The organism is Pseudomonas sp. Marseille-QA0332 (assembly GCF_054950175.1).
Genome location: NZ_CM143106.1, coordinates 4050747 through 4074100, shown reverse-complemented (window position 1 = coordinate 4074100; position 23354 = coordinate 4050747). Strand labels below are relative to the sequence as shown.

Here is a 23354-nt window from a genome sequence, read left to right as displayed (position 1 = left end):
ATGCCCCTGCCCCTGATCTATCACGATGACTACAGTCCGGAATTTCCCGCCGGCCACCGCTTCCCGATGGACAAGTTCCGGCTGCTGCGCGACCACCTGGTGGAAAGCGGGCTGACCACCGACGCGGCGCTGCTGCGACCGCAGACCTGCCCTGTGGATATCCTTGCCCTGGCGCATGACCGCGACTACATCGAGCGCTACATGGGCGGCGAGCTGTCCCGCGAAGACCAGCGCCGTCTCGGCCTGCCCTGGAGCCAAGCCCTGGCCCGACGCACCGTACGCGCCGTCGGCGGATCGCTGCTGGCCGCCGAACAGGCGTTGCAGCATGGCATCGCCTGCCATCTGGCCGGCGGCACCCACCACGCCCATCGCGACCACCCAGCCGGCTTCTGCATCTTCAACGACCTGGCGGTGATCAGCCATTACCTGTTGGCAGCCGGACGCGTGCAGCGGGTGCTGATCTTCGATTGCGACGTGCACCAGGGTGACGGCACGGCGCGCATGCTCGAAGACACGCCGGAAGCGATCACCGTCTCGCTGCACTGCGAACAGAACTTTCCGGCACGCAAGGCGCAGAGCGACTGGGACATTCCACTGCCGCGCGGCATGGGCGACGCGGCCTACTTGCAAGTGGTGGACGAGGCGCTCAACTACCTGCTGCCACTGTACCAGCCGGACCTGGTGCTCTATGACGCAGGCGTCGATGTGCATAAGGACGACGCGCTGGGCCATCTGCAACTGACCGACCAAGGGCTGGCCATGCGTGACGAACGTGTACTGCGTCACTGCCTGGGGCGCGATATCCCGGTGGTCGGGGTGATTGGGGGTGGCTATGACCAGGATCGCGTGGCGCTGGCGCGACGGCACGGCATCCTTCATCACAGCGCGGCGCGCGTGGCCGGTTGTACACAATGACTGTGGAACGGCCTGTGGGTAACCTGAGCGAAAAGCCCTGGAGGCCTTTGGCTCTCTGGCCTACAGAGGTCTGATCATTTTTTGTACAGGTCGCTCGGCATCGCTTGAACTGTGGACAAACAGCATCGCGTTCATTCGGCCTAAGCGCTTGTGCACAATCACTGTGGAACCGCTTGTGGATAACCTGCGCGAAAACGTCCCTGGCCCTTGATCTGCCTGGCCTGCAAAGACATGCTCATTTTTTGTACAGCCTATCAGAGATGAGCCTGCGCTAGAATGCGCGTCTTTTCCACAGCCCCTATCGCCATGACCCAGTCGCCCACCTCCTCTCGTCCTCTCGTCGCTGTCATCGGTGGCGGCCCTGCCGGCCTGATGGCGGCCGAAGCCCTGGCCCAGGCCGGCGTGGCCGTGGCGGTATTCGATGCCATGCCATCGGTGGGTCGCAAGTTCCTGCTTGCCGGTGTCGGCGGCATGAACATCACCCATTCCGAGCCGTATCCGGCGTTCGTGGCACGTTACGCCGAGCGCCACGCGCCGATTGATGCGCTGCTGCAGGATTTCGACGGACCTGCCTTGCGCCAGTGGATCCATGGCCTGGGCATCGAGACGTTCGTCGGCACCTCCGGCCGGGTGTTTCCACGCGACATGAAGGCCGCGCCACTGCTGCGCGCCTGGCTCAAGCGCCTGCGCGATGCCGGGGTGGTTATCCACACACGGCATCGCTGGTTGGGCTGGAACGCCGACGGCAGCCTGCGCCTGGCTTATCCACAGGGCGAGCTGAAGTATCAGGCCGATGCGGTAGTCCTGGCACTGGGCGGCGCCAGCTGGGCACGCCTGGGTTCGGACGGCGCCTGGTTGCCTCTGCTGGCCGAGCGAGGCGTGGCTATCGCGCCATTGCAGGCCAGCAACTGCGGTTTCGAAGTGCAAGGCTGGAGCCAGCTGCTCCAGGACAAGTTCGCCGGGGCCCCGCTGAAGAACGTTGCCCTGGCCTTGCCTGGCAGCCAGCCGCGCAAGGGCGAATGCATCGTCACCGCGCTCGGTCTCGAAGGCAGCCTGGTGTATGCGCTGTCGGCGCCCATTCGGGAAACCATCAACCGACAAGGCAGCGCGACCGTGCTGCTGGACCTGCTACCTGACCGACCTGTGGACAAGATCGTCCAGGCACTGGCCAAGCCACGCGGCTCGAAATCCATGGCCCGGCACCTGCAGGCTCAATTGGGGCTGGAAGGCATCAAGGCCGCGCTGCTGCGCGAGCTGACCGACCAGGCGACCTTCGCCGACCCGGAGCGACTGGCCCGAGCAATCAAGGCGCTGCCCATCGAGCTGTTGCGCCCGCGTCCGCTGGACGAGGCGATCAGCACGGCGGGCGGGGTACGTTTCGAGGCGCTGGATGCCAGCCTGATGCTCGAACGATTGCCCGGGGTGTTCTGCGCCGGGGAGATGCTCGACTGGGAGGCGCCGACCGGGGGCTACCTGCTGACCGCCTGTTTCGCCAGCGGATTGCGGGCGGGGCGGGCTGCGGCGGCGTGGGTTGGTCGAGGTGGCGCGCAGGTGTAGAGAAGAGTTGGCCTGGGCCACCATGGGCTGCGCCGCAACCCATCAGGGCTCAGGCCTTGCTGGCGACCTCTCTACCACCCACCGTTGGTGCTGCAAGCACGGCCCTCAGGGCTTGCGCTTGCGCGGCCCGCCGTTGAAGCTCGGCACCTTGCGTACCGCCTTGACCGTCGGCTCGGCAGGGCCTGGCTCGGCACTGTCCATCCAGCGTCCCAGGCCCCGCTTGGCACTGTTCTCCTTGGGCTTCTTGGGTTTCTTCGGCTTCTTCAGCACCTGGCCACTGGCATCGGTCAGCGGCACCCGGTGGTCGGGAATGAACCCAGGCTCTTCGTGACGCGGCAGGGTCTGACGAATCAGGGTCTCGATGGCCGACAGCAACAGCACTTCGTCGGCACACACCAGCGATATCGCCTCGCCCTTGTTGCCCGCCCTGCCCGTGCGCCCGATCCGGTGCACGTAGTCCTCGGCGACGATCGGCAGGTCGAGGTTGACCACCAGCGGCAGGTCGTCGATATCCAGGCCGCGAGCGGCCACGTCGGTGGCCACCAGCACCTCGATCTGGCGCGCCTTGAAACTGTCCAGCGCACGCTGGCGGGTAGCCTGGGGCCGGTCGCCATGGATGCCGTCGGCCTTGACGCCGTCGTCGAGCAGGCGCTCGACCAACTGGTCGACACCGTTGCGGGTCTTGGCGAAGACCAGCACATGCTTCCAGCGCTGCTCACGCAACAGATGGCAGAACAGGTCGGCCTTGCGCTTCTTGTCCACTGGCACCAGCCACTGCCTGACCGTGCTGGCGGTGGTGTTGCGCGGGCTGACCTCGATGCTCAGCGGGTCGTTCAGGGCCAGGCCGGCGAGCAGGCGGATCTGCTCGGAAAAGGTGGCAGAGAACAGCAAGGTCTGGCGCTTGCGTGGCAACGCCGCGTAGACCGCCTGCAACTCCTCGGCGAAGCCCAGGTCGAGCATGCGATCGGCTTCGTCGAGCACCAGCGTCTGTACCTGCCCGAACTTCACTGCGTTCTGCCGGAACAGGTCAAGCAGCCGCCCAGGCGTGGCGACCAGCAGGTCGACCCCGCGGCGCAGGCGCATCATTTGCGGGTTGATGCTGACGCCGCCATAGACCGCGTAGGTGCTGACCGGCAAATCGGCGGCATAGTCGCGGATATTGCCGTGGACCTGCTCGGCCAGCTCGCGGGTGGGCACCAATACCAAGGCGCGGATCGAGTTGCTGGCTACCTTGCCCCCTTCGAGCGCCAGGCGCTGCAGCACCGGCAAGGCGAAACCGGCGGTCTTGCCGGTGCCGGTCTGCGCCGCGGCCATCAGGTCGCGACCGGCCAGCACGGCGGGAATGGCCTGGGCCTGGATCGGCGTCGGGGTGGAGTAGTCCAGTTGCTGCAAGGTGCGCAACAGGGGTTCGATCAGGCCGAGTTTGGCGAAAGTCATGGCAATACCGTCAGGGTTCAGCGAAGCCGGCAGTTTACCGCAACACCTTGCCCGGCTTGCATGTTTCGCCTGGCGTCAGCGGTTTTGCGCGTGGCGCACGGCGCCATTGTGGCAGGCCGATGAGCACCACGGCGCTGATAATCACGCCCATCGCCAGGGTTTCCTCGATACCGATCCGCTCACCCGCGAAGAGGATGCCCAGCAGCACCGCCACCGCCGGGTTGACGTAGGCATAGCTGGTGGCCGCCGCCGGGCGCACATGCTTGAGCAGGTACATGTAGGCGCTGAATGCCAGGATCGAGCCGAACAGTATCAGGTAGGCCAGGGCCGCCCAGCCCGCCATGTTCGGCATCTGCGTCAGGCGCTCGCCGCTCACGACGCTGCCAGCCAGCAGCACGGCGCCACCGACCAGCATCTCTGCGGCGCTGGCCATGGCCCCTTGCGGCAAGGGCAGGCGCTTGCTCCACACCGAGCCGAACGCCCAGGCTGCCGCGGCGAAGACGATCAGCGCCGCGCCCATGGGGCTGGCTTGCAAGTTGGAGCCAAGGTTGAGCAGCGCAATGCCGGCCAGCCCGAGCAGGATGCCGGCCCATTCAAGGCGCGAATTGCGATAGCCGAACAGCAAGCCGAACAACAGCGTGAACAGCGGCACCGTGGCGATCGCCAGGGCCGCGATACCCGAGGCGACACCAGCGTGCTCGGCCAAGGTCACGCCGCCATTGCCGCAACTGAGCAACAGGAAGCCGATCGCCCCGGCCGAGCGCCATTGCGGCCAGGTCGGTGGCGCAACCCCGCGCCAGCGCAGGAAACCGTAGAGCAAGCCACCGGCCACCAGGAAACGCACCCCCGCCATCAGCATCGGCGGCCAGGATTCGACGCCGATCCGGATCACCAGGTAGGTCGACCCCCAGACGAAATACAGGGCAACGAAGGCGCCGATCAGCAGCCACGGCAGGCGGGAGGAGGCAGACATTGGGAAAGTGCTCGAAATCCATTTGAAAGGGGCTTAGTTTAGAAAGGCCATGGCGATAAATTAAGTCGCAAACCACGCTTCAAGTACACACGAGCCTTGGATTGCATGGTTATGCAAGGCGTTGACGATCGAATGCAAGGCACCGGGAAGCCAATGGACAAATACGACCGCATCATCCTCGCGGCCCTGCTGGAAAACGGCCGAGCCTCCTTCGCGCAATTGGCCCGGCAGGTCAACCTGTCGGCACCGGCCGTGGCCGAGCGTGTGGCCAAGCTGGAGGCCAGCGGAGTCATCACCGGCTACGCGGCCAAGGTCGACCTGGACAAGATCGGCCTGCCGATCCAGTGCGTGATCGAGCTGCGCCTGGCCAGCCACGGCAACCAGCAAGCCTACGAAGCCCTGACGCGAATCCCGCAGCTGACCCAGTGCCACCGGGTCACCGGAGACCCGTGCGTGATCATGCAGGCCGCGCTCGGCTCGATGAGCGAGCTGGAAACGCTGATCGACCAGGTCGCCCAGTTCGGCTTCAGCAAGACCTCGATCATTCTCTCCAGCGCAATCGAGCAACGCGTGCCACTCGGCCACCTCGGCCAGCCAGGCAGGAAAGCCTAGGCCCGGCGCACTCTAGCGCCGGAGCAGCAGCCTGCCTTGCACCGGTACATAACGGCTGGCGGCTCGCACCAGGGCGTTGGCGGTCAGGCCAGGCACCCCGTAGACCACCGCCTCGACGCCGTGGCGCTGGATGACCCGTTGCAGCAGCAGGTCGAAATCGCCATCGCCCGAGGCCAGCACCACCTGGTCGACCCGCTCGGCGGCGTCGACCACATCCAGGGTGATGCCGACGTCCCAGTCACCCTTGGCCGAGCCATCGCTGCGCTGGATGAACGGCTTGAGCCGCACTTCGAAACCAAGGTTGCGCAAGATCTGCTGGAACTGCTGCTGCTTGCTGTCGCCCCGATCGATGGCGTAGGCCATCGCCTCGACGATCTGGCCTTCACGGCTGACTTCGGCCCACAGTGCGGCATAGTCGAAATGGCAACCGTAGACCTGGCGCACCGTGTAGTAGAGGTTCTGCACATCGGCAAACAGCGCGATCTTCTTCACCGGGTTTCCTTTTGCTGCGGTTGCCACGCTCATCGACAGACGGGCCGGTCAGACGAAGGTATCGTCGTCATCGGCGAAGAAGCCACCGTCGTCATTGCCATAGTCGCTGTCCATGAAGCTGCCCTGGTCGCTGCCGTAGTCGCCGTTGTCGGCCACCTGCTGCTGCTCGCCCTGGTCGTTCCAGCCGCCGGTGTCGCTGGCTGGGGCCGGTTCCTCGCGGATCACTTCGACCACTTCCTCGGGCTTGTCGTGGAACAGGCTGCTGATCCCTTGCGCCAGCAGCACGCCACCGGCCACGCCGGCCGCGGTCTGCAACGCGCCGCTCATGAAGCCGCCACCGGCACCGCCCATGCGCGGCGCCGCGGGCGCGGCGCTGAAGCCCGATTGCTGCGCTGCCAGGCCCGGGCGGGCCGGTTCGCGCCAGCCGCCAGCCGAACCAGGCGCCGGGGCCGGGGCCTGGCCTTGCGGGCGCTGTGGCTCTGGACGCGAGCTGGAGCCGAACAGGCTGGAAAGAAACCCACCGCCCTGCTGCTGGGCCGGTGCCGAGGAGGCCTGGGCGCGGGCCTGCTTGAGCGCATCCTCGAGCTTGCGGTTCTGCTCATCCAGCCGCTTGATCGCGGCCTCCTGCACCAGGATCGCCTGGGCCATGTAGTACGGCGCCGCCGGCTGCTGGCGCACATGCTCCTGAATCCGCGCGAAGGCCTCGGCATCGCGTGGCTGGCCGGGGTTCTCGGCCTGCTTGATGCGGCCGAACAGGCCGTCGATCAGGGATTGTTCTTCAGTGTTCATGGGCTACCTCATGCAAGAGCCAGAATCGGACCCAGCCAAGATGGGGGATCGCCGTGGCGTATTCAATCTCGGCCGGTGTGAAACTTTCTTCAGCTTGGACAGCGCCTGGGCTACAGTGACGCCCTGCTTTTTCCTGCCATGCGATGTTGACCGATGAATCCGTTGAGCATTCTGCGCGACTCCTTGTACTTCTCCCGCCGCCATCTGGCGGGCATCCTCCAGCTGTGCCTGCCCCTGGTGGTGCTCGAGACCCTGCTCACCCAGCTGCTGTTGCGCCAGCTCGGCGACCAGGCCCAGCCGCTGCATGGCCTGCTGGTGAGCCTGCTGGTGTACCCGCTGTACAGCGCGGCGCTGATCCTCTACCTCGATAGCCGCAGCAACGGCCAGGCACCACGCAAGCGCGACCTGCTGGCCCGCGCCGTGCAACTGTGGCCGGCCCTGGCCTTGCAGGTACTGATCAGCTCGCTGCTGATCCTGTTCGGCCTGACCCTGCTGGTCTTCCCTGGCATCTGGATCATGGTCAACCTGGTGTTCGCCGAATACCTGCTGGTGCTGCGCGGCCGCCGCGTGGTCGAAGCCATGCGCGAGAGCGCGCAGATGACCACCGGCCACTTCTGGCAGATCCTGGTGTGCATGCTCGCCGTGCTGGCGCCGCTGTGGCTGCTCGACGCACTGTTGCTCACGCTGTTCCCGAACCCGCAGCCAGGCGTCGAACTGGCCTTGGACAGCCTGGTCAACTTCTTGCAACTGTTCACCATCGTGGTGCTCTACCGCCTGTTCATGCTGCTCGAGCAGCACAAAGGCCGTTGAGCCTGCCTGGCAATGGCCTTCGGTCCCTTGCCAGGCCCTTGGATGACCGCCCCCAGGAAGGCTTTCAGTCTCCGCTCACGCCTGGTCGACGCGTAGTGTGCCGGCACTTGCCCAGCACACCAGGAGCGAATCATGAACCAGACCCCCGACCCAACCGGCACCAGCGACGAAGTGGAATCGTTTCGCGGCAGGATCTACCTGCTACAGGACGGACAAGCCATTCCCCTGCGCTTCAGCCGCAGCAGCGACCGCTTCGACTGGGGCATCACGCCCGGGGATGACTGGTTGCAGGCCGGCGGCGACCAGGACTCGCCAGTGCTGCAGTTCACCTATCACTCCAGGAGCGAAGGCCGGCTGAACTTCATGATCTGCGGCACGGGCAGCCAGGCCGGAAAACGCCTGGGCATCAGCCGAAACGGCTACCTGGGCCTGTATCGGCACGCCGAAGTGGTCGCCTACTGGAAGATCGAACCGCTGGAGGTCTCCGGCGAAGACCTGATCTGCCGCTGGCGCGACCACCTTGGTCACCAGGTCAAGACCGAACGCGACGTCCCGCACCATGCGCCGGGAGTGTTCTACCTGCTGACGGTCGCTGAAGGCGAGATTCACCAGTACCTGATCAGGCGCGTGGCGTAGCCTGGGTCACAGAACGCTTCGATCGCCTCGGGCCATGGCGCCGATCCTGCCAACTGCCCGAGGCCGCTTCGCGTCGTGGCGTGGGCCTTCACCTCGCCACAGGTGACCAGGAATTGGCCAGGTCCGGGCCACCGAGAGCTCAAGTCCCCCTAGGCTTCGCCCGCGCCGTCGCTTGCGCCACCAGCGGATCATCCGGCCAGTGATGCTTCGGGTAGCGCCCTTTGAGATCCTTCTTCACTTCGCCATAGGTGGTCCGCCAGAAGTTGGCCAGGTCCTGGGTCACCTGTACCGGCCGGCGCGCCGGTGACAGCAGGTGCAGCTTGAGTACCTGGCGTGCGCCGGCGATGCGCGGGGTTTCGGCCATGCCGAACAGTTCCTGCAGGCGCACCGCGAGTACCGGAGGGTACTCGCTGTAGTCGATACGGATGCTGGAGCCGGACGGCACTTGCAGGCTCTGGGGCGCCTGGCTGTCCAGTTGCTGGGGCAAGGGCCAGGGCAGCAGGTTGCGCAGGATCGAGGCGAGGTCGAGCTGGGCAAAATGGCTCAGGCGCGCGACCTTGCCCAGATAAGGCGCCAACCAGTGTTCCAGCGAGGCCGACAAGGCTTCGTCAGCCAGGTCGGGCCAGTCGCTCTGGCCTTGCTGGTCGAGGTCCAACTGGCGCAGCAGGGCGACACGGGCCTGCCACTGCCGCAGCTCGGGTGTCCAGGGCAGCAGTTCCAGGCCTTTGCGGCGCACCAAGTTGACCAGGGCTTGGGTTCGGGCCTGTTCGTCGAGTCCAGTCAGCGGCGCGCTGTCGAGGATCAGCTCGCCGACCTTGCGCTGGCGTTCGGCACGCAGCACCCCTTCGCGCTCGTCCCATTCCAGTTCATCCACTTGCCGGACCTGTTCGCGCAGCACGCCATCGAACAGCATCGGATCGAAATCCACCGCCAGGTAGATCCGCTCCTCACGCTGACCCTGGCGGCTGCCCAGTTCGGCGATCACCAGCCAGGGATGCTTCATCAACGCATCCGGCTCGGCGAACACGGCCGCCCTGCCGTTGGCCAGGCGATACTCGCCACCGCCGGGCCGGCGTTGCTGGGCGATCCGGTCGGGATAGGCCAGTGCCAGCAGGCAGCCGATCCAGCGCGGATGGCGAGGGTCGTCGACTTCATCGCTGGCTGGGCCGCGCAGGTATGAACGGTACTGCCGGGCCAGCTGCCGGGCGCGATGAGTGGCGCCCTGGCCGCCGCGCTGGGCACGCTGCTCACCATCGAGGATGGCCAGGCGGGCGTGCAAATCGGCGCCACCGCCACGCTGGAGGTCGCGCTCGCCGAGCAGCGCGGCAATGGCGCAGGCCTGGTCCGCCAGCCCCAGGGCATGCCCGCGCAACAGCAAATGGGCAATGCGCGGATGTGCGGGCAATTCGGCCATGGCCTGGCCGTGGCGGCTGAGGCTGCCGTCGGGGTTGAACGCTGCCAGGCGCGCAAGCAGTTCGCACGCCTGGGCGAAGGCTGCGCTCGGCGGTGCGTCGAGCCATTTCAGCTGGTCGGGCTGCACGCCCCAGCGGGCCAGTTGCAAGGCCAGCCCGGCCAGGTCGGCCTGGAGGATTTCAGCGGCGGCGAAGGCAGCCAGCTGGTCGTGCTGCGCCTCGGACCAGAGCCGGTAGCAGACGCCAGGCTCGACCCGCCCTGCCCGCCCGGCGCGCTGGGTGGCGCTGGCCTTGGCGATACGCTGGGTATCGAGCCGGGTCATTCCACTGCGTGGGTCGAAGCGTGGCGAACGCTCCAGGCCCGCGTCGATCACCACACGCACGCCGTCGATGGTGATGCTGGTCTCGGCGATGTTGGTGGCAAGCACGATCTTGCGCTGGCCGACCGGCGCCGGGTCGATGGCGGTCCGTTGCGCAGCCAGGTCAAGCTCGCCGTGCAAGGAGCAAAGCTGGATGTCGGGGCGTTCGCCGAGATGCTCCAGCAGCCCTTGCTGGACGCGGCGGATCTCGGCCTGGCCAGGCAAGAATACCAGCAGGCTGCCTGGCTGCTCGTCGAGCGCATCGAGGCAGGCCTGCACCACCCGTGCTTCGATGAACTCGCCAGGTTGCGCGGGCCGGCCCCAACGCACCTCGACCGGGTGCATGCGCCCGGCACTGGTGACGATCGGGGCGTCATCGAGCAGTCGCGAGAGCCGTTCGCCTTCCAGGGTCGCGGACATCAGCAGCACCTTCAGGGGCTGATCGTCGCGCAGCAGTTCGCGACCATTCAAGGTCAGCGCCAGGGCCAGGTCGGCGTCGAGGTTGCGCAGGTGGAACTCGTCGAAGATCACCAGGCCGACGCCCTCGAGCGCCGGGTCTTCCTGCAGCCGACGGGTGAGCACGCCTTCGGTGACCACTTCGATGCGCGTGGCCGGCCCGACCTTGCTTTCGAGGCGAATGCGGTAGCCGACGGTTTCCCCGACCCGTTCGCCCAGCTCGCTGGCCATCCGCTCGGCCGCGGCGCGCGCGGCCAGGCGCCTGGGCTCGAGCATGATGATGCGCTGGCCGGCCAGCCACGGCTGGTCGAGCAGCGCGAGCGGCACGCGGGTAGTCTTGCCCGCCCCGGGCGGTGCCTCGAGCACGGCTTCGTCGCGTTCACCCAGGGCTTGGCGCAGGGCAGGCAGTACGGCATCGATCGGTAATGAAATCATGGGGGTCCTCAGGCAAGCGCCCTAGTATAACGGCGAACCGGGACTGGTTCGTGATGGTCCCAGTAACGGGTACGGCTGTTTGCCTGTATCGTTGCAGCTTTTCTGCGGAGACTCCCCATGCGCATCCATAATCGCCTGATCGGTGGCGCCCTGGTCGCCACGCTGCTAACCCAGCTGACCGCCTGCGGCACATTGCTCTACCCCGACCGTCGTGGCCAGATCGAAGGGCGGATCGACCCGGTGGTGGCGGCCCTCGACGCGGTCGGCATCCTGTTCTACGTGATACCGGGGCTGGTCGCCTTCGGCATCGACTTCGCCACCGGTGCCATCTACTACCCAGGCGGGACCACCGCCCAGGTCGACCCGGCGCGCCTGCACCAGGCGGTAGGCAGCGATGGCCAGGTCGACAAGGCCAAGTTGCAGGCCATTCTCGAGGCCGAGCTGGGCCAGCGCCTGCCGCTCGACGATCCGCGCCTGATCCAGCACCGCGGCAGTGTCGAGCAACTGGCTGCCTTCGGCCTGGTGCCGGCGGCGTGAAGCTGCTGCCGGCACGCGCCCCAAGATGACTTCGCCAGCGCAACACCAGCGCCTGCTGCGCCTGGCCACGCGGGCCTCGCTGCTGGTGGCGAGCTTCCTGGTGCTGGGCAAGGCCCTGGCCTGGTGGCTCAGCGGCTCGGTGAGCCTGCTGGCTGGCCTGACCGACTCGGCCCTGGATGCGGTCGCGTCGTTCCTCAACCTGCTGGCGGTTCACTATGCCTTGCGTCCGGCCGACGACGATCATCGTTACGGCCACGGCAAGGCCGAGGCCATGGCCGGAATGGCCCAGGCGCTGTTCATTGGCGTCAGCGCGGTGCTGATCGGTGTCCAGGCGCTCGAACGCCTGCAATCGCCGCAGCCACTAGGCGACACCACGGCCGGGATTGCCGTGATGCTGCTGTCGCTGGTGCTCACCGTGGCGCTGCTGATGCTGCAACGGCGGGTCGTGCGGCTTACTGGCTCCACGGCCGTGCGCGCCGATTCGCTGCACTACCGCTCCGACCTGCTGCTCAACGCCAGCATCCTGCTGGCGCTGTTGCTGGCACGCTTCGGCTGGCCGCAGCTCGACGCCCTGTTCGGCCTGGGCATCGCCGTGTACATCCTCTGGAGTGCCTGGCAGATCGCCCGTGAAAGCAGTGCCATCCTGATGGACAAGGAGCTGCCGACCGACATCAGCGAGGGCATGCGCGCGCTGGTCTGTGCGATACCCGGCGTGCAAGGCGCGCATGACTTGCGCACGCGCGTGTCGGGCAATCGCTGGTTCATCCAGGTTCATCTGGAGCTGCCCGGCGAGTTGCCGTTGCATGCGGCGCATGCCTTGTGCGTGCGAGCCTCGCAAGCCATCCGCGATCGCTATCCGCAGGCCGATGTGCTGGTGCATGCCGATCCGGTCTGAAGCGCGGGTTCAGTTGATGCCGTAGCCGCGCCCGCCAAGACAGGCGCCCAGCGCGCGGCGGTAGGTCCGGGCGACCTCCTGGGGGGGCGCAGAGGCCGCGCTGGCCGGGTCGAAGCCGGATTGCTCGACGGCCCAGCGATGGCATTGGTAGCGGTCTTGCTCGAGCTGCTGCGGCGTCTGGCCGTACGCTGGGTAGGCGATCACATCGTAACCGCTGCCCTGCACTGGCGCAGGCATGGGCGCCGTCTGCGGCGGCTCCACCACCACATAGCCGCCACTGTCTTGGAGATATTGGTAGTAGGTGTCCGCCACTTGGTAGAACAAGGCGCCACCGAGCCAGAGCTCGCGGGCGTAGGGCGGCAGGTAGTCGACCCTGGCGCCATGGGGTGGCCTGACCACGATGTAGCTCGGCCCATGCGGCTGGAACCAGTAGCCTCCCGAGTAGAAATAGTCCCGACCTTGGTAGGGCACTCGCCAATAGCGCTCGGGGAAGCGGTCGATGGCTTGGCCGGGTTGATAGCGAGGCCCGGGGCCCCAGCCATTGCCATGCCCGCCAGGCCATTGCGCGCCGTGGCGCTGGGCTGGGCCACCGGCCTGCCAAGGCCCGCGTCGCGGGATGTCCTGGTAGTAGCCTTGGCGTGGCGGCTCGCTCTGGCGAACCTCGTCGCGCGAGCGCAGCGGTGAACTGCCCTGGCCAGCGTTGGGGTCTTGCGGCCCCTGCTCGCCAGGGCCGTCATGAGGCGCCTGGGCCGCTGCCGGCAAGCCGATCGCCATGCAGACCAGGGCGACACCGACCATCGGCCAGATGCGTGACTTCATGCTGTGCCTCCCGGCAGAGAGTGAGGGGTGCAGTCTACAGCGCCATGCACCGCAAAGGATGAAATTCGCGTCCATGAAAAAAGGGAGGCCGGTTGGCCTCCCTTCGGGAATTGTCGTCCGTGCTCGACGCTTGTGACGTCGGCTCACCTCGCACTGCCTTGTGGACGGTGCGTAGCCCGGGGGCCTGGCCGCTCCTGTTGGATGACCTGGCCGCGACCGCCTGGATTGGGTCGGCCGCCGTGGACTGATGTCCGGGCAGTGATTCTGTGGTTAAAGATAAAGGACCAGGGCCGGCAGAAGATTGCGAAGATTGCTGGTATAAATATGACTTGCGCAATTTTTCACCCTAGATCGATAATTCGCCGCAATCCGAACAGAAAAGGCTTTTCCTGTGAGCAAACTAGACCGTTACGACTTGAGCATTCTCGCCGAGCTGCAGCGCGACGCGCGCATTTCCAACCAGGAACTGGCCGAGCGCATCGGCCTGTCGCCGTCGCCTTGCTCGCGGCGGGTCAAGCAGCTCGAGGACGATGGCTACATCTCGCGCCAGGTCGCCTTGCTCGATCGCAAGAAGCTCGGGCTGAGCCTGACTGCCTATGTACTGATCGGCATGGACCGCCACACGCCGGAACGTTTCGAGACCTTCGAAGCCACCATCCGCAGCCTGCCGCAGGTGCTCGAATGCAGCCTGGTGACGGGGATGGATGCCGACTACCAGCTCAAGGTGGTCGTGCCGGACATGGATCATTACCAGAAGCTGCTGCTGGGTAGTCTGACCCGTATCGAAGGCGTGACCAGCGTGCGCTCGAGCTTCGTGCTCAACCAGGTGCTGGCCAGTACCGAGCTGCCGCTGACACATCTGCGCTGACCGCCTGGGCTCTTCACCTATCGCCGTACGTACGCCTGAACGGGCACTGCCGAAGCGGCGCCGCGCCAGCGAGTCGAGGGCGCTGTCGCCCGGCAGATCCTGGGCCCGCGTTGCGGGCCATCGCGGACAGTCCAGTGCCTCGGCCGGCGCTGTGCCTACGCGGCCCCTGCAACGGCCACCGATGGTGTTGGAAGCACGGCCAATGCCGATCCGCCCTCAGACCTGTCCTCCCCTCACCGGCACCTCGCGCCAAGCCCCCTGTTCCAGACCTTCCAGGCTCCAGTCACCGATCCGCACGCGCACCAGGCGCAGGGTCGGCAGACCGACCGCGGCGGTCATGCGTCGTACCTGACGGTTGCGGCCTTCGCGGATGATCAGTTCCAGCCAAACGGTCGGCACGCTCTTGCGAAAACGCACCGGCGGGTTGCGCGGCCACAGGTCGGGCTCGTCCAGCTGACGCACCTGCGCTGGCAACGTCGGCCCGTCGTTCAGCTCCACGCCATCACGCAAACGCTGCAGCTGCTCTTCGCTCGGCTCGCCCTCGACCTGTACCCAGTAGGTCTTGGCCAGCTTGTGCCGGGGGTCGGCGATACGTGCCTGCAGGCGGCCATCGTTGGTCAGCAGCAGCAGCCCCTCGCTGTCACGGTCCAGCCGACCGGCCGGATAGACGCCGGGCACATCGATGTAGTCCTTGAGGGTAGTGCGTCCTTCGCCATCGCTGAACTGGGTCAGGACGTCGAACGGCTTGTTGAACAGGATCAGTCGCGGCTCGGCTGGCGCCGCCTTGGGCAGGCGGCGCGAACTGGCAGGCCGTGCCGGAGGACGGCGCGGCTTGGAACGGGGGGGCAGTGGCATGCGACCTCAGCGGAACGGCGGCTCATCGAAGCTGCGCAGTTTACGCGAGTGCAGCGAATTGAGCTCGGTGCGCAGCAGGTCGAGGGCGGCGATGCCGATCTTCAGGTGCTGGCTGACGGCGCGGTTGTAGAACGCATTGGCCGAGCCAGGCAACTTGATCTCGCTGTGCAGCGGCTTGTCCGAGACGCACAGCAAGGTGCCATAGGGCACGCGCAGCCGGTATCCCTGGGCGGCGATGGTGCCGCTTTCCATGTCCACCGCCACTGCGCGCGACAGGTTGATCAGCGGGCGCTCCTGGGCCCAGCGCAATTCCCAGTTGCGATCGTCGTAGGTCAGCACGGTGCCGGTGCGCAGGCGTTTCTTGAGATCGTCGCCACGCTCGCCGGTCACCTGGGCCGCTGCCTCCTGCAAGGCCAGCTGGACTTCGGCCAGCGCCGGAATGGGGATGTTCGGCGGCACCAGCCGATCGAGGATCCCGTCGCGGCGCATGTAGGCGTGGGCCAGCACATAGTCGCCGATGGTCTGCGACTGGCGCAGGCCGCCGCAGTGGCCGATCATCAGCCAGCAGTGCGGGCGCAGTACCGCCAGGTGGTCGGTGATGTTCTTGGCGTTGGATGGGCCGACGCCAATGTTCACCAGCGTGACGCCGTCGCCATCGCCGGCGATCAGGTGATAGGCCGGCATCTGGTAGCGGTGCCAGACCACGCCGGTTACCAGGGCCTGGGCCTGGTCGTCGGCCATGCCCTTGTCGATCACCACATTGCCGGGCAGGACCATGCGCACGAAGCGCGGGTCCTCGCGCAGCTGCTCCAGGCCGTGGGCGATGAACTGGTCGACGTAGCGGTGATAGTTGGTCAGCAGGATCCAGGGCTGGACGTGCCGCCAGTCGCTGCCAGTGTAGTGCACCAGGCGGCGTAGCGAGAAATCCACGCGCGCCGCGTCGAACAGCGCCAGCGGCAGGGTTTGCGCGCCGTCCCAGTCGTACTGGCCATCGGCGATGTCGTCGGTGGCGGCCGACAGGTCGGTACTGGGGAACACCCGGGCCAGTTGCGCGGCGGTAACGCCCGTGCCGGCCAGTTCGTCGCCCTGATCGACCACGTAGGGGTACGGAATGCTCTGCTCGCTGGCACCGACTTCGACGGTCACCGCAAAGTCGCTCATCAGAGGCCGCAGTTGCTCGAGCAGGTAGTTGCGGAAGGCAGCCGGCTGGGTGATGGTGACGCTGTAGGTGCCGGCAACCTGGACCTTGGCATAGGCCCGCGTGGTGACTGGCGCGTCGCCCTGGCAGTAGTAGGTCAGGCGCAAGGCCGGGTAGCGGAACAGCGCGCGCTCGTCGGCGTCCGGCTCGGAGCGATCCTTGAGGTAGCGCTTGAGGGCCTGGCTGAGGGCCCCGGTTGCCTGCTCATGCAAAGCCGCCAGACGATCGACGGCCTGCTCGGGGGTATCAACGACTACGAAGGCTTGGCTCACACTGTGCTTCCTGTCTGGACATGCAGGCACCCATCTTGCCTAGGTTCGACGTTAAAAACATCCCCTCTCAGCCCGGCCAGACGGGCGTCGAGCGAGCCAGCAGGGCTTGCACGTCGAGCCCGCGCGGCAAGCTGCCATAAGCGCGCCCGCCAGGCCCCAGGCGGCTGGCGATGAAAGCGTCGCTGACCGCCGAGTCGCCGGCCTCCAGCAGGAGCCTGGCCTGTAGCGCCAGAGCGATGTCCTCGGTGACCTGGCGGGCTCGGTACTGCAGGTCGTCGGGATCGCCCAGGGCCTGCATGAGCCCGGCGACATGCGTGGCCAGGCGCGCATCGCCATGGCCATCGCCCAGCTCCATCCGCAGCGCCTCGAGGGTCGCGGGTTCCTTCGCCAAGGCGCGCAGCACGTCGAGGCACTGGACATTGCCGGAGCCTTCCCAGATGGAGTTGACCGGCGCTTCGCGATACAGGCGCGGCAGGATGCTGTCCTCGACATAGCCGGCGCCGCCCAGGCACTCGGCGGCTTCGTTGATCATGGCCGGGGCCCGCTTGCAGATCCAGTATTTGCCAACGGCGGTCACCAGGCGGGCGAAATGCGCCTGCCGCGGATCATCCAGGTGGTCGAGTGCCTGTCCCATGCGCAGGCTCAGCGCCAGCGCCGCCTCGCTTTCCAATGCCAGGTCGGCCAGCACGTTCTGCATCAGCGGCCAGTCGACCAGCGGGCGACCGCCAACCTTGCGGTGCGCGCAATGGTGGCTGGCCTGGGTAAGGGCCTGGCGCATCAGCGCGCTGGAGCCGACCATGCAATCGAAGCGGGTCATCGCCACCATCTCGATGATGGTCGCGACGCCCCGCCCTTCTTCGCCAAGCATCCAGGCCAGGGCGCCACGCAGCTCCACCTCGCTGGACGCGTTGGAATGGTTGCCAAGCTTGTCCTTGAGCCGCTGGATATAGAACTGGTTGCGACTGTCGTCGGGGCGATGCCGGGGCAGCAGGAAGCAGCTCAAGCCTTTGTCGGTCTGGGCCAGGGTGAGGAAGGCATCGCACATCGGCGCCGAGCAGAACCACTTGTGCCCGACCAGCTCATAAGCCTGCCCCGGCCCTGGCTGGCCGACCGGCCAGGCGCGGGTAGTGTTGGCCCGCACGTCGGTGCCGCCCTGCTTTTCGGTCATCGCCATGCCCAGGGTCACCCCGGTCTTGTGCCGATCGCCGATGTTGCGCGGATCGTAGTCACGGGCCAGGACCTTGGGCAGCCAATGATCAGCCAGCTCCGGTTGCAGGCGAAGCGCCGGCACGGCGGCGAAGGTCATGGTCAACGGGCAGCCACTGCCGGCCTCGGCCTGGGAATGCAGATAGGTCATCGAGGCGCGTGCCACGTGCGCGCCTTCGCGTGGCTCGGCCCATGGCAGCGACGGCAGGCCGTGTTCGATGGCCGTGCGCATCAACGTATGGTAGGCGGGATGGAATTCCACCAGGTCGACGCGGTGGCCCTGGCGGTCATGGCTGCTGAATTGCGGCTTGTTGCGGTTGGCCAGGAAACCGGCCTCCATCAGCGGACCTCCAGCCAGGGCACCATAGGCGTCGATCCGGGCCACGGCCCAGCCGGCGCCGAAGCGCCGCGACCATTGTTGCAAGGGCAGGTCCAGGCGATAGAGGTTGGCGCCATCGAGCGACGGCGGCTGGTTGGTGACCTCGTGGGTTTCGGCGTACTGATGCAGGTTCATGCGGTGCTCCCGGGCCGATGCGTCAGGCCAGTGAAGCACTCCCCACGGGTGTGCTCAAGACCTTGGCAGGACGGTCCGTCGGGGCGGCGGATCCGCGCATGGGGTTGCGGGAATGGCGTGCCCTCCCGGCCCCGACACGAAGGTCGTGGTGGATTTGCAGGGCTTTGGAGGTAGACGCAACTGTGTTCTTCAGCTTTGTCGTCTGGCAGGCAAGCCATGGCATCAGCCCCCCACCGGCAACGTCCTGACCTGGCCCACGGGCAAGGTCAGGCACAGGTCGAAGCGGCTGCCCTGTCCCGGCGTGGACTGATGGGACAAGGCGGCGCCGATCAGGTCGCCCAGCTGGCGGCAGATCGACAGCCCGATGCCGAGCCCGCCGTAGCGGCGCGTCAGCGAGCCATCCACCTGGAAGAAGCGCTGGTAGAGAATCGCCTGGTCCAGGTCTTCGAAGCCGATGCCACTGTCGTGCACGCTGAGGGTCAGCGCCACGCTGTCCGGCCCTACCCGCCGCCCGCGCACCTGCAGCAGGACGCCGCCGTGCTGGGTGAACTTCAAGGCGTTGTCGAGCAGGCAAGCCAGGCAACGCGCGAGCTTGCCTGCATCGCCCAGCAGGCAGTCCGGCAGCTGCGCAGGTATGTCCAGGCTCAGGTACAAGCCTTTGCCGAGGGCCTGCCCGGCATGCCCAGCACGCAGCTGCTCGAGCAGCCGGCGCAGGCTGAAAGCCGCCACATGGGCGCGCAGGCGCCCGGCCTGAAGTTCGGTGAGCAGGAGGATGTCCTCGACCATGGCCATCATGTCCTGCGCCGAGCCGCTGGCGGTGCGATGGTACTGGGCCTGCTCGGCGCTCATCGGCAGGGTGCGCATCAGCTCCAGCGAGCCGATCACGCCACTCATGGGAGTGCGCAGTTCATGGGTGACGGTGGCGAGGAAATCGTCCTTGAGACGATTGCTGCGGGCCAGCTGGTCATTGAGCTGCTCCAGGGCATGACTGGCCTGGCGCAAGCTGAGCGACTGCCGTTCACGCAGGCTGTTGATCCGGTCGGCCAATGCCAGGGACAGCAAGGCCATCTCGAGTGCCGAGCCGATCTGGCTGGCATACATGGTGATGAACAGATTCGGCAGGTAGCCGAGCACCATCAGGATGTTGATCACCCCGCCCAGCAGGAAGGCCGACCAGGCGATGAGGAAGTAGCGCGCTACCCGGACGCCGCGCCGCCAGGCATAGAGGCCCGCACCGAAGAGGCTCACGCTGAACAGCAGCGCCAGCAGCGTGGCCATGCGCAGGGCAATGCCATAAGGCAGGGTGACGGCTAGCGCCACCACCAGCGCACCCGCTGCCATCAAGGCCTGCAGCAAGCGATCCAGCCCCCGCCCGAGCCGCGCGGTCTGCAGGAAATGCCGGGCGAACTGACTGCCGAACAGGCACGCGGCACCAATGAACAGGGGCGTCGCGGCATTGGCCCACCACGGGCTGTCCGGCCACAGGTAGGCCACCCCGGCGCCGTTGACCGAAACCTGGTACAGGCCGAACGAAGCGATATAGAGGATGTAGTACAGGTAGCTGATATCGCGTACGCCAAGGTAGATGAACAGGTTGTACACCAGCATCACCAGCAGCACGCCGTAGATCATGCCCAGCACATACAGCCGCGCGGGTTGCGCCTCCAGGTAGGCCTGGGCCGACCACAACGTCAATGGCGCCTGGAGCGAGCCCTGGCTTCGCAACCGAAGGTAGACGGTAGTGGCCTGGCCGGGACGCAATGGCAGTTCGAACAGGTAGTTGTCCTGGCGGATCGGCCGGCTGGCATAGGGCAGGGTGTCCCCGGTGCGCTGGGCCAGGCGCAATCGGCCCTGGGCATCGGGCAGGTAGAGTTCCAGCTCATCCAGCGGCGGATAGGCCAGTTCCAGCAGCCACTGGCGCGGCGGGCTGGACGCCGGCGCCAGGTAGCGCAGGTCGACCTTGAGCCAGAACACCGAGCTGGAATAGCCGGCATTGAACGTACCTTGGCCCTGCGCGCGGAAACGCTGGGCGAAGGCTGGCGAACCGACCTGGGCGATGCCAAGGATACCGTCGGGGTCTTCGAGGACTTGCAGGTAGCTGCCAAGCGGCAGGCTTCGGGTCTGCCCGGTGAAGTCGACCGCAATGGCCAGCATGGGCAACCAGCCCAGCACAATGATCAGCAAATAGCGCATAGAGCCCCAGCATGGCCTGTCCGCTCGTGTCGCGCTGGCCTCCCTTTCCCCGCGTCGACAGCTCCGGCAGGACCTTCATCGAATTATGCGCGCACTCTAGCATAGCTTCAGGGTCTCTAGCGCAGCCTTCTTGAATTATCAACGAACCGCTCTAGCACGGGCATTACAGAGAAAAATGAAGCCAAGCAACCTGACTGACCGTTCAGCTCGCCCGGACTAGGCGCTGGCACAGGGCGCTGCAGCGACCGCCAGGATTTGGTGGTAAGCTCGCGCACCATGAATACCTACAGCTCCCGCCCCGTTGTCCTCTGTCTCTCCGGCCACGACCCTAGTGGCGGTGCTGGCTTGCAGGCAGATATCGAAGCCCTGATCGCCCAAGGTTGTCATGCCGCGCCCGCGGTGACCGCCCTGACCGTTCAGGATACCGTCAATGTCACCGATTTCCGGGTGCTGGACCGCGACTGGGTACTGGCCCAGGCCAACGCCGTGCTCGCCGACTCGAGCGTGGCGGCGGTCAAGCTCGGCATGCTCGGCTCGACCGAAATGGTCGATACCGTGGCCGAACTGCTCGGCGCCCACCCGCACCTGCCGATGGTCTGCGATCCGGTGCTGCGCGCCGGCGGCGGCGGTCGCCTGGGCAAGGACGAGGTCGGCTACGCGCTGCGTGAGCGGTTGTTGCCACTGGCGCTGATCGCCACGCCCAACCTTCCCGAAGCGCGCATACTGGCCGAGCTCCCGGAAGGCTCGCCCGACGAATGCGCGCAGCGCCTGCTGCCGTTCTGCAAGCATCTGTTGATCACCGGTGGGCATGGCGACGAAGAGCAGATCCACAATCGCCTCTACAGCCGCGACGGCCAGCGCCATACCTGGACCTGCCCGCGCCTGCCGGGCAGCTATCACGGTTCCGGTTGCACCCTAGCCAGCGCCCTGGCCGGTCGTCTGGCCTTGGGCGAGCAGTTGCAAAGCGCGGTGCGCAGCGCCCTGGACTATACCTGGCGGACCCTGCGCGATGCCGAGTGCCTGGGCAAAGGGCAGTTCGTGCCACGTCGCCTGCCGCTGGATTTCTGTTGCTGATTCGCCCCTGAGGCCCGAAATGAACCTACGCGGTCTGTACGCCATCACCGATAGCCAGCTGCTGGCCGGTCGTTTCCTGTCGCACGTGGAGGCCGCGCTGGAAGGCGGCGTCCGCCTGCTGCAGTACCGTGACAAGAGCGACGACGCCTCGCGTCGCCTGCGCGAGGCCGAGGCGCTGCTCAGGCTCTGCGAAAGCTACGCCACCGAACTGGTGATCAACGACGATGCCGAGCTGGCCGCGCGCCTGGGTGTCGGCGTGCACCTGGGCCAGGGCGATGGTCCGCTCGCCCCTGCTCGCGCCCTGCTAGGGCGCCAGACGATCCTTGGCGCTACCTGCCATGCCAGCCTTGACCTGGCCACTCAGGCAGCCGCCGCAGGCGCGAGCTACGTGGCTTTCGGCCGTTTCTTCAACTCCGTGACCAAGCCCGGCGCAGCGGCTGCCGACCTGGCCTTGCTCGACGCGGCCCGCTCCCGGCTGAAGCTGCCCATCGCGGTGATCGGCGGCATCACCCCGGACAATGCCGCCCCGCTGGTCGCCCATGGCGCCGACCTGCTCGCGGTGATCCACGGCCTGTTCGGCGCCGACAGCGCGCAGGAAGTCACCCGCCGCGCCCGTGCCTTCAATGCCATGTTCACCTCCTGATTCGAGAGAAAAGCCCATGTCCCGCTCAGAGTCCCTGTTCGCCCAAGCCCAGAAGCACATTCCAGGCGGCGTGAACTCGCCCGTCCGTGCCTTCCGCAGCGTCGGCGGCACCCCGCTGTTCTTCAAGCATGCCGAAGGCGCCTACGTGATCGACGAGGACGACAAGCGCTACGTCGACTATGTCGGTTCCTGGGGCCCGATGATCCTCGGCCACAGCCACCCCGAGGTGCTGGATTCGGTACGCCGCCAGCTCGAGCATGGTCTGTCCTACGGCGCGCCGACGGCCATGGAAACCGAAATGGCCGACCTGGTCTGCTCGCTGGTGCCGTCCATGGAGATGGTGCGCATGGTCAGCTCCGGCACCGAGGCGACCATGAGCGCGATTCGCCTGGCGCGTGGCTACACCGGCCGTGATGCGATCATCAAGTTCGAAGGCTGCTACCACGGCCATTCCGACAGCCTGCTGGTCAAGGCCGGCTCCGGGCTGCTGACCTCCGGCGTGCCGAGTTCGGCCGGCGTGCCTGCCGATTTCGCCCGGCACACCCTGACCTTGCCGTTCAACGACATCGCCGCGGTGGCAAAGACCCTCGCCGAAGTCGGCCAGGACGTGGCTTGCATCATCGTCGAGCCGGTCGCCGGCAACATGAACTGCGTGCCGCCGGCGCCAGGCTTCCTCGAAGGCCTGCGCGAGCAGTGCGACAAGCATGGCGTGGTGCTGATCTTCGACGAAGTGATGACCGGTTTTCGCGTCTCCCTCGGTGGCGCCCAGGCCTACTACGGCATCACCCCGGACCTCTCCACCTTCGGCAAGATCGTCGGTGGCGGCATGCCGGTCGGCTGCTTCGGTGGCAAGCGCCAGATCATGGAGCAGATCGCGCCGTTGGGCCCGGTCTACCAGGCCGGTACCCTGTCCGGCAACCCGCTGGCCATGGCCGCTGGCCTGACCACCCTGCGCCTGATCAGCCGCCCGGGCTTCCATGACGAGCTGAGCGCCTTCACCAGCCGCATGCTCGATGGCCTGCAGCAGCGTGCCGACGCGGCCGGAGTGCCTTTCGTCACGACCCAGGCCGGCGCCATGTTCGGCCTGTACTTCACCGGTGCCGACGACATCGTCACCTTCGAGGATGTCATGGGCAGTGACGTCGAGCGCTTCAAGCGCTTCTTCCACCTGATGCTCGACGGCGGGGTCTACCTGGCGCCGAGTGCGTTCGAGGCGGGCTTCACCTCCATCGCCCATGGCGAGACCGAGCTGAAGATCACCCTGGACGCCGCGGAAAAAGCCTTCGCCGCGTTGAAGTGATCCTGGCGCCGCGCTGCCGGGCCACCTGCGCCCGACAGCGCGCGCGGGCTTGCGGGTTTTGCCGGCGCGCTCGCCAGGCGGCGCAAACAATGCGTGG

At 66.6% G+C, this 23354-nt stretch carries 21 protein-coding genes; 11 read left to right on the top strand and 10 right to left on the bottom strand.

What is annotated here, in order from left to right:
• Window positions 1–915, top strand: coding sequence for a histone deacetylase family protein (locus ACY8GK_RS18865; protein ID WP_196178082.1), 915 nt, complete (start codon window positions 1–3; stop codon window positions 913–915).
• 306 nt (window positions 916–1221) lie between these two features.
• Entirely contained in the window at window positions 1222–2472 is a 1251-nt protein-coding gene (locus ACY8GK_RS18860; protein ID WP_462401802.1) for a TIGR03862 family flavoprotein, read from the top strand.
• 105 nt (window positions 2473–2577) lie between these two features.
• Here the strand turns inward: ACY8GK_RS18860 and ACY8GK_RS18855 are convergent, their stop codons facing one another.
• Entirely contained in the window at window positions 2578–3909 is a 1332-nt protein-coding gene (locus ACY8GK_RS18855; RefSeq protein WP_462401801.1) for a DEAD/DEAH box helicase, read from the bottom strand.
• 34 nt (window positions 3910–3943) lie between these two features.
• The gene (yedA, locus tag ACY8GK_RS18850; protein ID WP_462401800.1) at window positions 3944–4882 is read right to left on the bottom strand and encodes a drug/metabolite exporter YedA; all 939 of its coding nucleotides are present in this window, start codon (window positions 4880–4882) and stop codon (window positions 3944–3946) included.
• Window positions 4883–5035: 153 nt separating this feature from the next.
• Between yedA and ACY8GK_RS18845 the strand changes: the two genes are divergently transcribed.
• Window positions 5036–5494: an Lrp/AsnC family transcriptional regulator gene (locus ACY8GK_RS18845; RefSeq protein ID WP_196178090.1), complete on the top strand. Its 459-nt coding sequence runs from the start codon at window positions 5036–5038 to the stop codon at window positions 5492–5494.
• A gap of 12 nt (window positions 5495–5506) precedes the next feature.
• Here ACY8GK_RS18845 and ACY8GK_RS18840 read toward each other — a convergent pair whose 3' ends face one another.
• On the bottom strand, window positions 5507–5986 hold the full coding sequence (locus tag ACY8GK_RS18840) for an NYN domain-containing protein (RefSeq protein WP_329604764.1): 480 nt from the start codon (window positions 5984–5986) through the stop codon (window positions 5507–5509).
• 48 nt (window positions 5987–6034) lie between these two features.
• A complete protein-coding gene (locus tag ACY8GK_RS18835) occupies window positions 6035–6775 on the bottom strand; it encodes a DUF2076 domain-containing protein (protein ID WP_196178094.1) in 741 nt (246 codons plus the stop codon).
• A 153-nt stretch (window positions 6776–6928) separates the two neighbouring features.
• Between ACY8GK_RS18835 and ACY8GK_RS18830 the strand changes: the two genes are divergently transcribed.
• Together ACY8GK_RS18830 and ACY8GK_RS18825 are read left to right on the top strand one after the other, a co-directional pair.
• Window positions 6929–7585, top strand: a complete 657-nt coding sequence (locus ACY8GK_RS18830; protein ID WP_196178096.1) for a YciC family protein — start codon at window positions 6929–6931, stop codon at window positions 7583–7585.
• A 132-nt stretch (window positions 7586–7717) separates the two neighbouring features.
• A complete protein-coding gene (locus ACY8GK_RS18825; protein ID WP_462401799.1) occupies window positions 7718–8221 on the top strand; it encodes a hypothetical protein in 504 nt (167 codons plus the stop codon).
• Between the two features lie 139 nt (window positions 8222–8360).
• Here the strand turns inward: ACY8GK_RS18825 and hrpB are convergent, their stop codons facing one another.
• A complete protein-coding gene (gene hrpB / locus ACY8GK_RS18820; protein WP_462401798.1) occupies window positions 8361–10883 on the bottom strand; it encodes an ATP-dependent helicase HrpB in 2523 nt (840 codons plus the stop codon).
• Window positions 10884–11000: 117 nt separating this feature from the next.
• Between hrpB and ACY8GK_RS18815 the strand changes: the two genes are divergently transcribed.
• Both ACY8GK_RS18815 and ACY8GK_RS18810 read left to right on the top strand, forming a co-directional pair.
• Window positions 11001–11420, top strand: a complete 420-nt coding sequence (locus ACY8GK_RS18815) for a polyribonucleotide nucleotidyltransferase (protein ID WP_196178104.1) — start codon at window positions 11001–11003, stop codon at window positions 11418–11420.
• Window positions 11421–11445: 25 nt separating this feature from the next.
• On the top strand, window positions 11446–12315 hold the full coding sequence (locus ACY8GK_RS18810; RefSeq protein WP_462401797.1) for a cation diffusion facilitator family transporter: 870 nt from the start codon (window positions 11446–11448) through the stop codon (window positions 12313–12315).
• A gap of 9 nt (window positions 12316–12324) precedes the next feature.
• Here the strand turns inward: ACY8GK_RS18810 and ACY8GK_RS18805 are convergent, their stop codons facing one another.
• Window positions 12325–13134: a DUF6515 family protein gene (locus ACY8GK_RS18805; RefSeq protein WP_196178107.1), complete on the bottom strand. Its 810-nt coding sequence runs from the start codon at window positions 13132–13134 to the stop codon at window positions 12325–12327.
• A gap of 391 nt (window positions 13135–13525) precedes the next feature.
• On the opposite strand from ACY8GK_RS18805, the gene ACY8GK_RS18800 reads away from it, so the two are divergent.
• On the top strand, window positions 13526–14002 hold the full coding sequence (locus tag ACY8GK_RS18800; RefSeq protein WP_196178109.1) for an Lrp/AsnC family transcriptional regulator: 477 nt from the start codon (window positions 13526–13528) through the stop codon (window positions 14000–14002).
• A gap of 216 nt (window positions 14003–14218) precedes the next feature.
• Here the strand turns inward: ACY8GK_RS18800 and ACY8GK_RS18795 are convergent, their stop codons facing one another.
• The 4 genes from ACY8GK_RS18795 to ACY8GK_RS18780 form a co-directional block, all read right to left on the bottom strand.
• Window positions 14219–14794 carry a pseudouridine synthase gene (locus ACY8GK_RS18795; protein WP_196178348.1) on the bottom strand — a complete coding sequence of 192 codons (576 nt, stop codon included), beginning with the start codon at window positions 14792–14794 and terminating at the stop codon, window positions 14219–14221.
• A gap of 69 nt (window positions 14795–14863) precedes the next feature.
• Complete coding sequence (amn, locus tag ACY8GK_RS18790; protein ID WP_196178111.1) at window positions 14864–16327, bottom strand: AMP nucleosidase; 1464 nt, start codon at window positions 16325–16327, stop codon at window positions 14864–14866.
• Between the two features lie 67 nt (window positions 16328–16394).
• Window positions 16395–18047, bottom strand: a complete 1653-nt coding sequence (locus tag ACY8GK_RS18785; protein WP_196178113.1) for an acyl-CoA dehydrogenase family protein — start codon at window positions 18045–18047, stop codon at window positions 16395–16397.
• 222 nt (window positions 18048–18269) lie between these two features.
• A complete protein-coding gene (locus ACY8GK_RS18780) occupies window positions 18270–20240 on the bottom strand; it encodes a sensor histidine kinase (RefSeq protein ID WP_462401796.1) in 1971 nt (656 codons plus the stop codon).
• A 276-nt stretch (window positions 20241–20516) separates the two neighbouring features.
• Between ACY8GK_RS18780 and ACY8GK_RS18775 the strand changes: the two genes are divergently transcribed.
• The 3 genes from ACY8GK_RS18775 to hemL are packed head-to-tail and all read left to right on the top strand — an operon-like array spanning window position 20517 to window position 23257.
• Window positions 20517–21314: a hydroxymethylpyrimidine/phosphomethylpyrimidine kinase gene (locus ACY8GK_RS18775; protein ID WP_462401795.1), complete on the top strand. Its 798-nt coding sequence runs from the start codon at window positions 20517–20519 to the stop codon at window positions 21312–21314.
• A gap of 19 nt (window positions 21315–21333) precedes the next feature.
• Window positions 21334–21957: a thiamine phosphate synthase gene (thiE, locus tag ACY8GK_RS18770; protein WP_462401794.1), complete on the top strand. Its 624-nt coding sequence runs from the start codon at window positions 21334–21336 to the stop codon at window positions 21955–21957.
• 16 nt (window positions 21958–21973) lie between these two features.
• Window positions 21974–23257 (top strand): glutamate-1-semialdehyde 2,1-aminomutase, encoded by a 1284-nt coding sequence (gene hemL / locus ACY8GK_RS18765; protein WP_196178121.1) that lies wholly within the window; start codon window positions 21974–21976, stop codon window positions 23255–23257.
• Window positions 23258–23354: the final 97 nt, after the last annotated feature.

Coding starts and splice junctions, on each gene's coding strand:
- ACY8GK_RS18865 (WP_196178082.1), top strand. CDS start 1: ATGCCCCTGCCCCTGATCTATCACGATGACTACAGTCCGGAATTTCCC.
- ACY8GK_RS18860 (WP_462401802.1), top strand. CDS start 1,222: ATGACCCAGTCGCCCACCTCCTCTCGTCCTCTCGTCGCTGTCATCGGT.
- ACY8GK_RS18855 (WP_462401801.1), bottom strand. CDS start 3,909: ATGACTTTCGCCAAACTCGGCCTGATCGAACCCCTGTTGCGCACCTTG.
- yedA (WP_462401800.1), bottom strand. CDS start 4,882: ATGTCTGCCTCCTCCCGCCTGCCGTGGCTGCTGATCGGCGCCTTCGTT.
- ACY8GK_RS18845 (WP_196178090.1), top strand. CDS start 5,036: ATGGACAAATACGACCGCATCATCCTCGCGGCCCTGCTGGAAAACGGC.
- ACY8GK_RS18835 (WP_196178094.1), bottom strand. CDS start 6,775: ATGAACACTGAAGAACAATCCCTGATCGACGGCCTGTTCGGCCGCATC.
- ACY8GK_RS18830 (WP_196178096.1), top strand. CDS start 6,929: ATGAATCCGTTGAGCATTCTGCGCGACTCCTTGTACTTCTCCCGCCGC.
- ACY8GK_RS18825 (WP_462401799.1), top strand. CDS start 7,718: ATGAACCAGACCCCCGACCCAACCGGCACCAGCGACGAAGTGGAATCG.
- hrpB (WP_462401798.1), bottom strand. CDS start 10,883: ATGATTTCATTACCGATCGATGCCGTACTGCCTGCCCTGCGCCAAGCC.
- ACY8GK_RS18815 (WP_196178104.1), top strand. CDS start 11,001: ATGCGCATCCATAATCGCCTGATCGGTGGCGCCCTGGTCGCCACGCTG.
- ACY8GK_RS18810 (WP_462401797.1), top strand. CDS start 11,446: ATGACTTCGCCAGCGCAACACCAGCGCCTGCTGCGCCTGGCCACGCGG.
- ACY8GK_RS18805 (WP_196178107.1), bottom strand. CDS start 13,134: ATGAAGTCACGCATCTGGCCGATGGTCGGTGTCGCCCTGGTCTGCATG.
- ACY8GK_RS18785 (WP_196178113.1), bottom strand. CDS start 18,047: ATGAACCTGCATCAGTACGCCGAAACCCACGAGGTCACCAACCAGCCG.
- ACY8GK_RS18780 (WP_462401796.1), bottom strand. CDS start 20,240: ATGCGCTATTTGCTGATCATTGTGCTGGGCTGGTTGCCCATGCTGGCC.
- ACY8GK_RS18775 (WP_462401795.1), top strand. CDS start 20,517: ATGAATACCTACAGCTCCCGCCCCGTTGTCCTCTGTCTCTCCGGCCAC.
- thiE (WP_462401794.1), top strand. CDS start 21,334: ATGAACCTACGCGGTCTGTACGCCATCACCGATAGCCAGCTGCTGGCC.
- hemL (WP_196178121.1), top strand. CDS start 21,974: ATGTCCCGCTCAGAGTCCCTGTTCGCCCAAGCCCAGAAGCACATTCCA.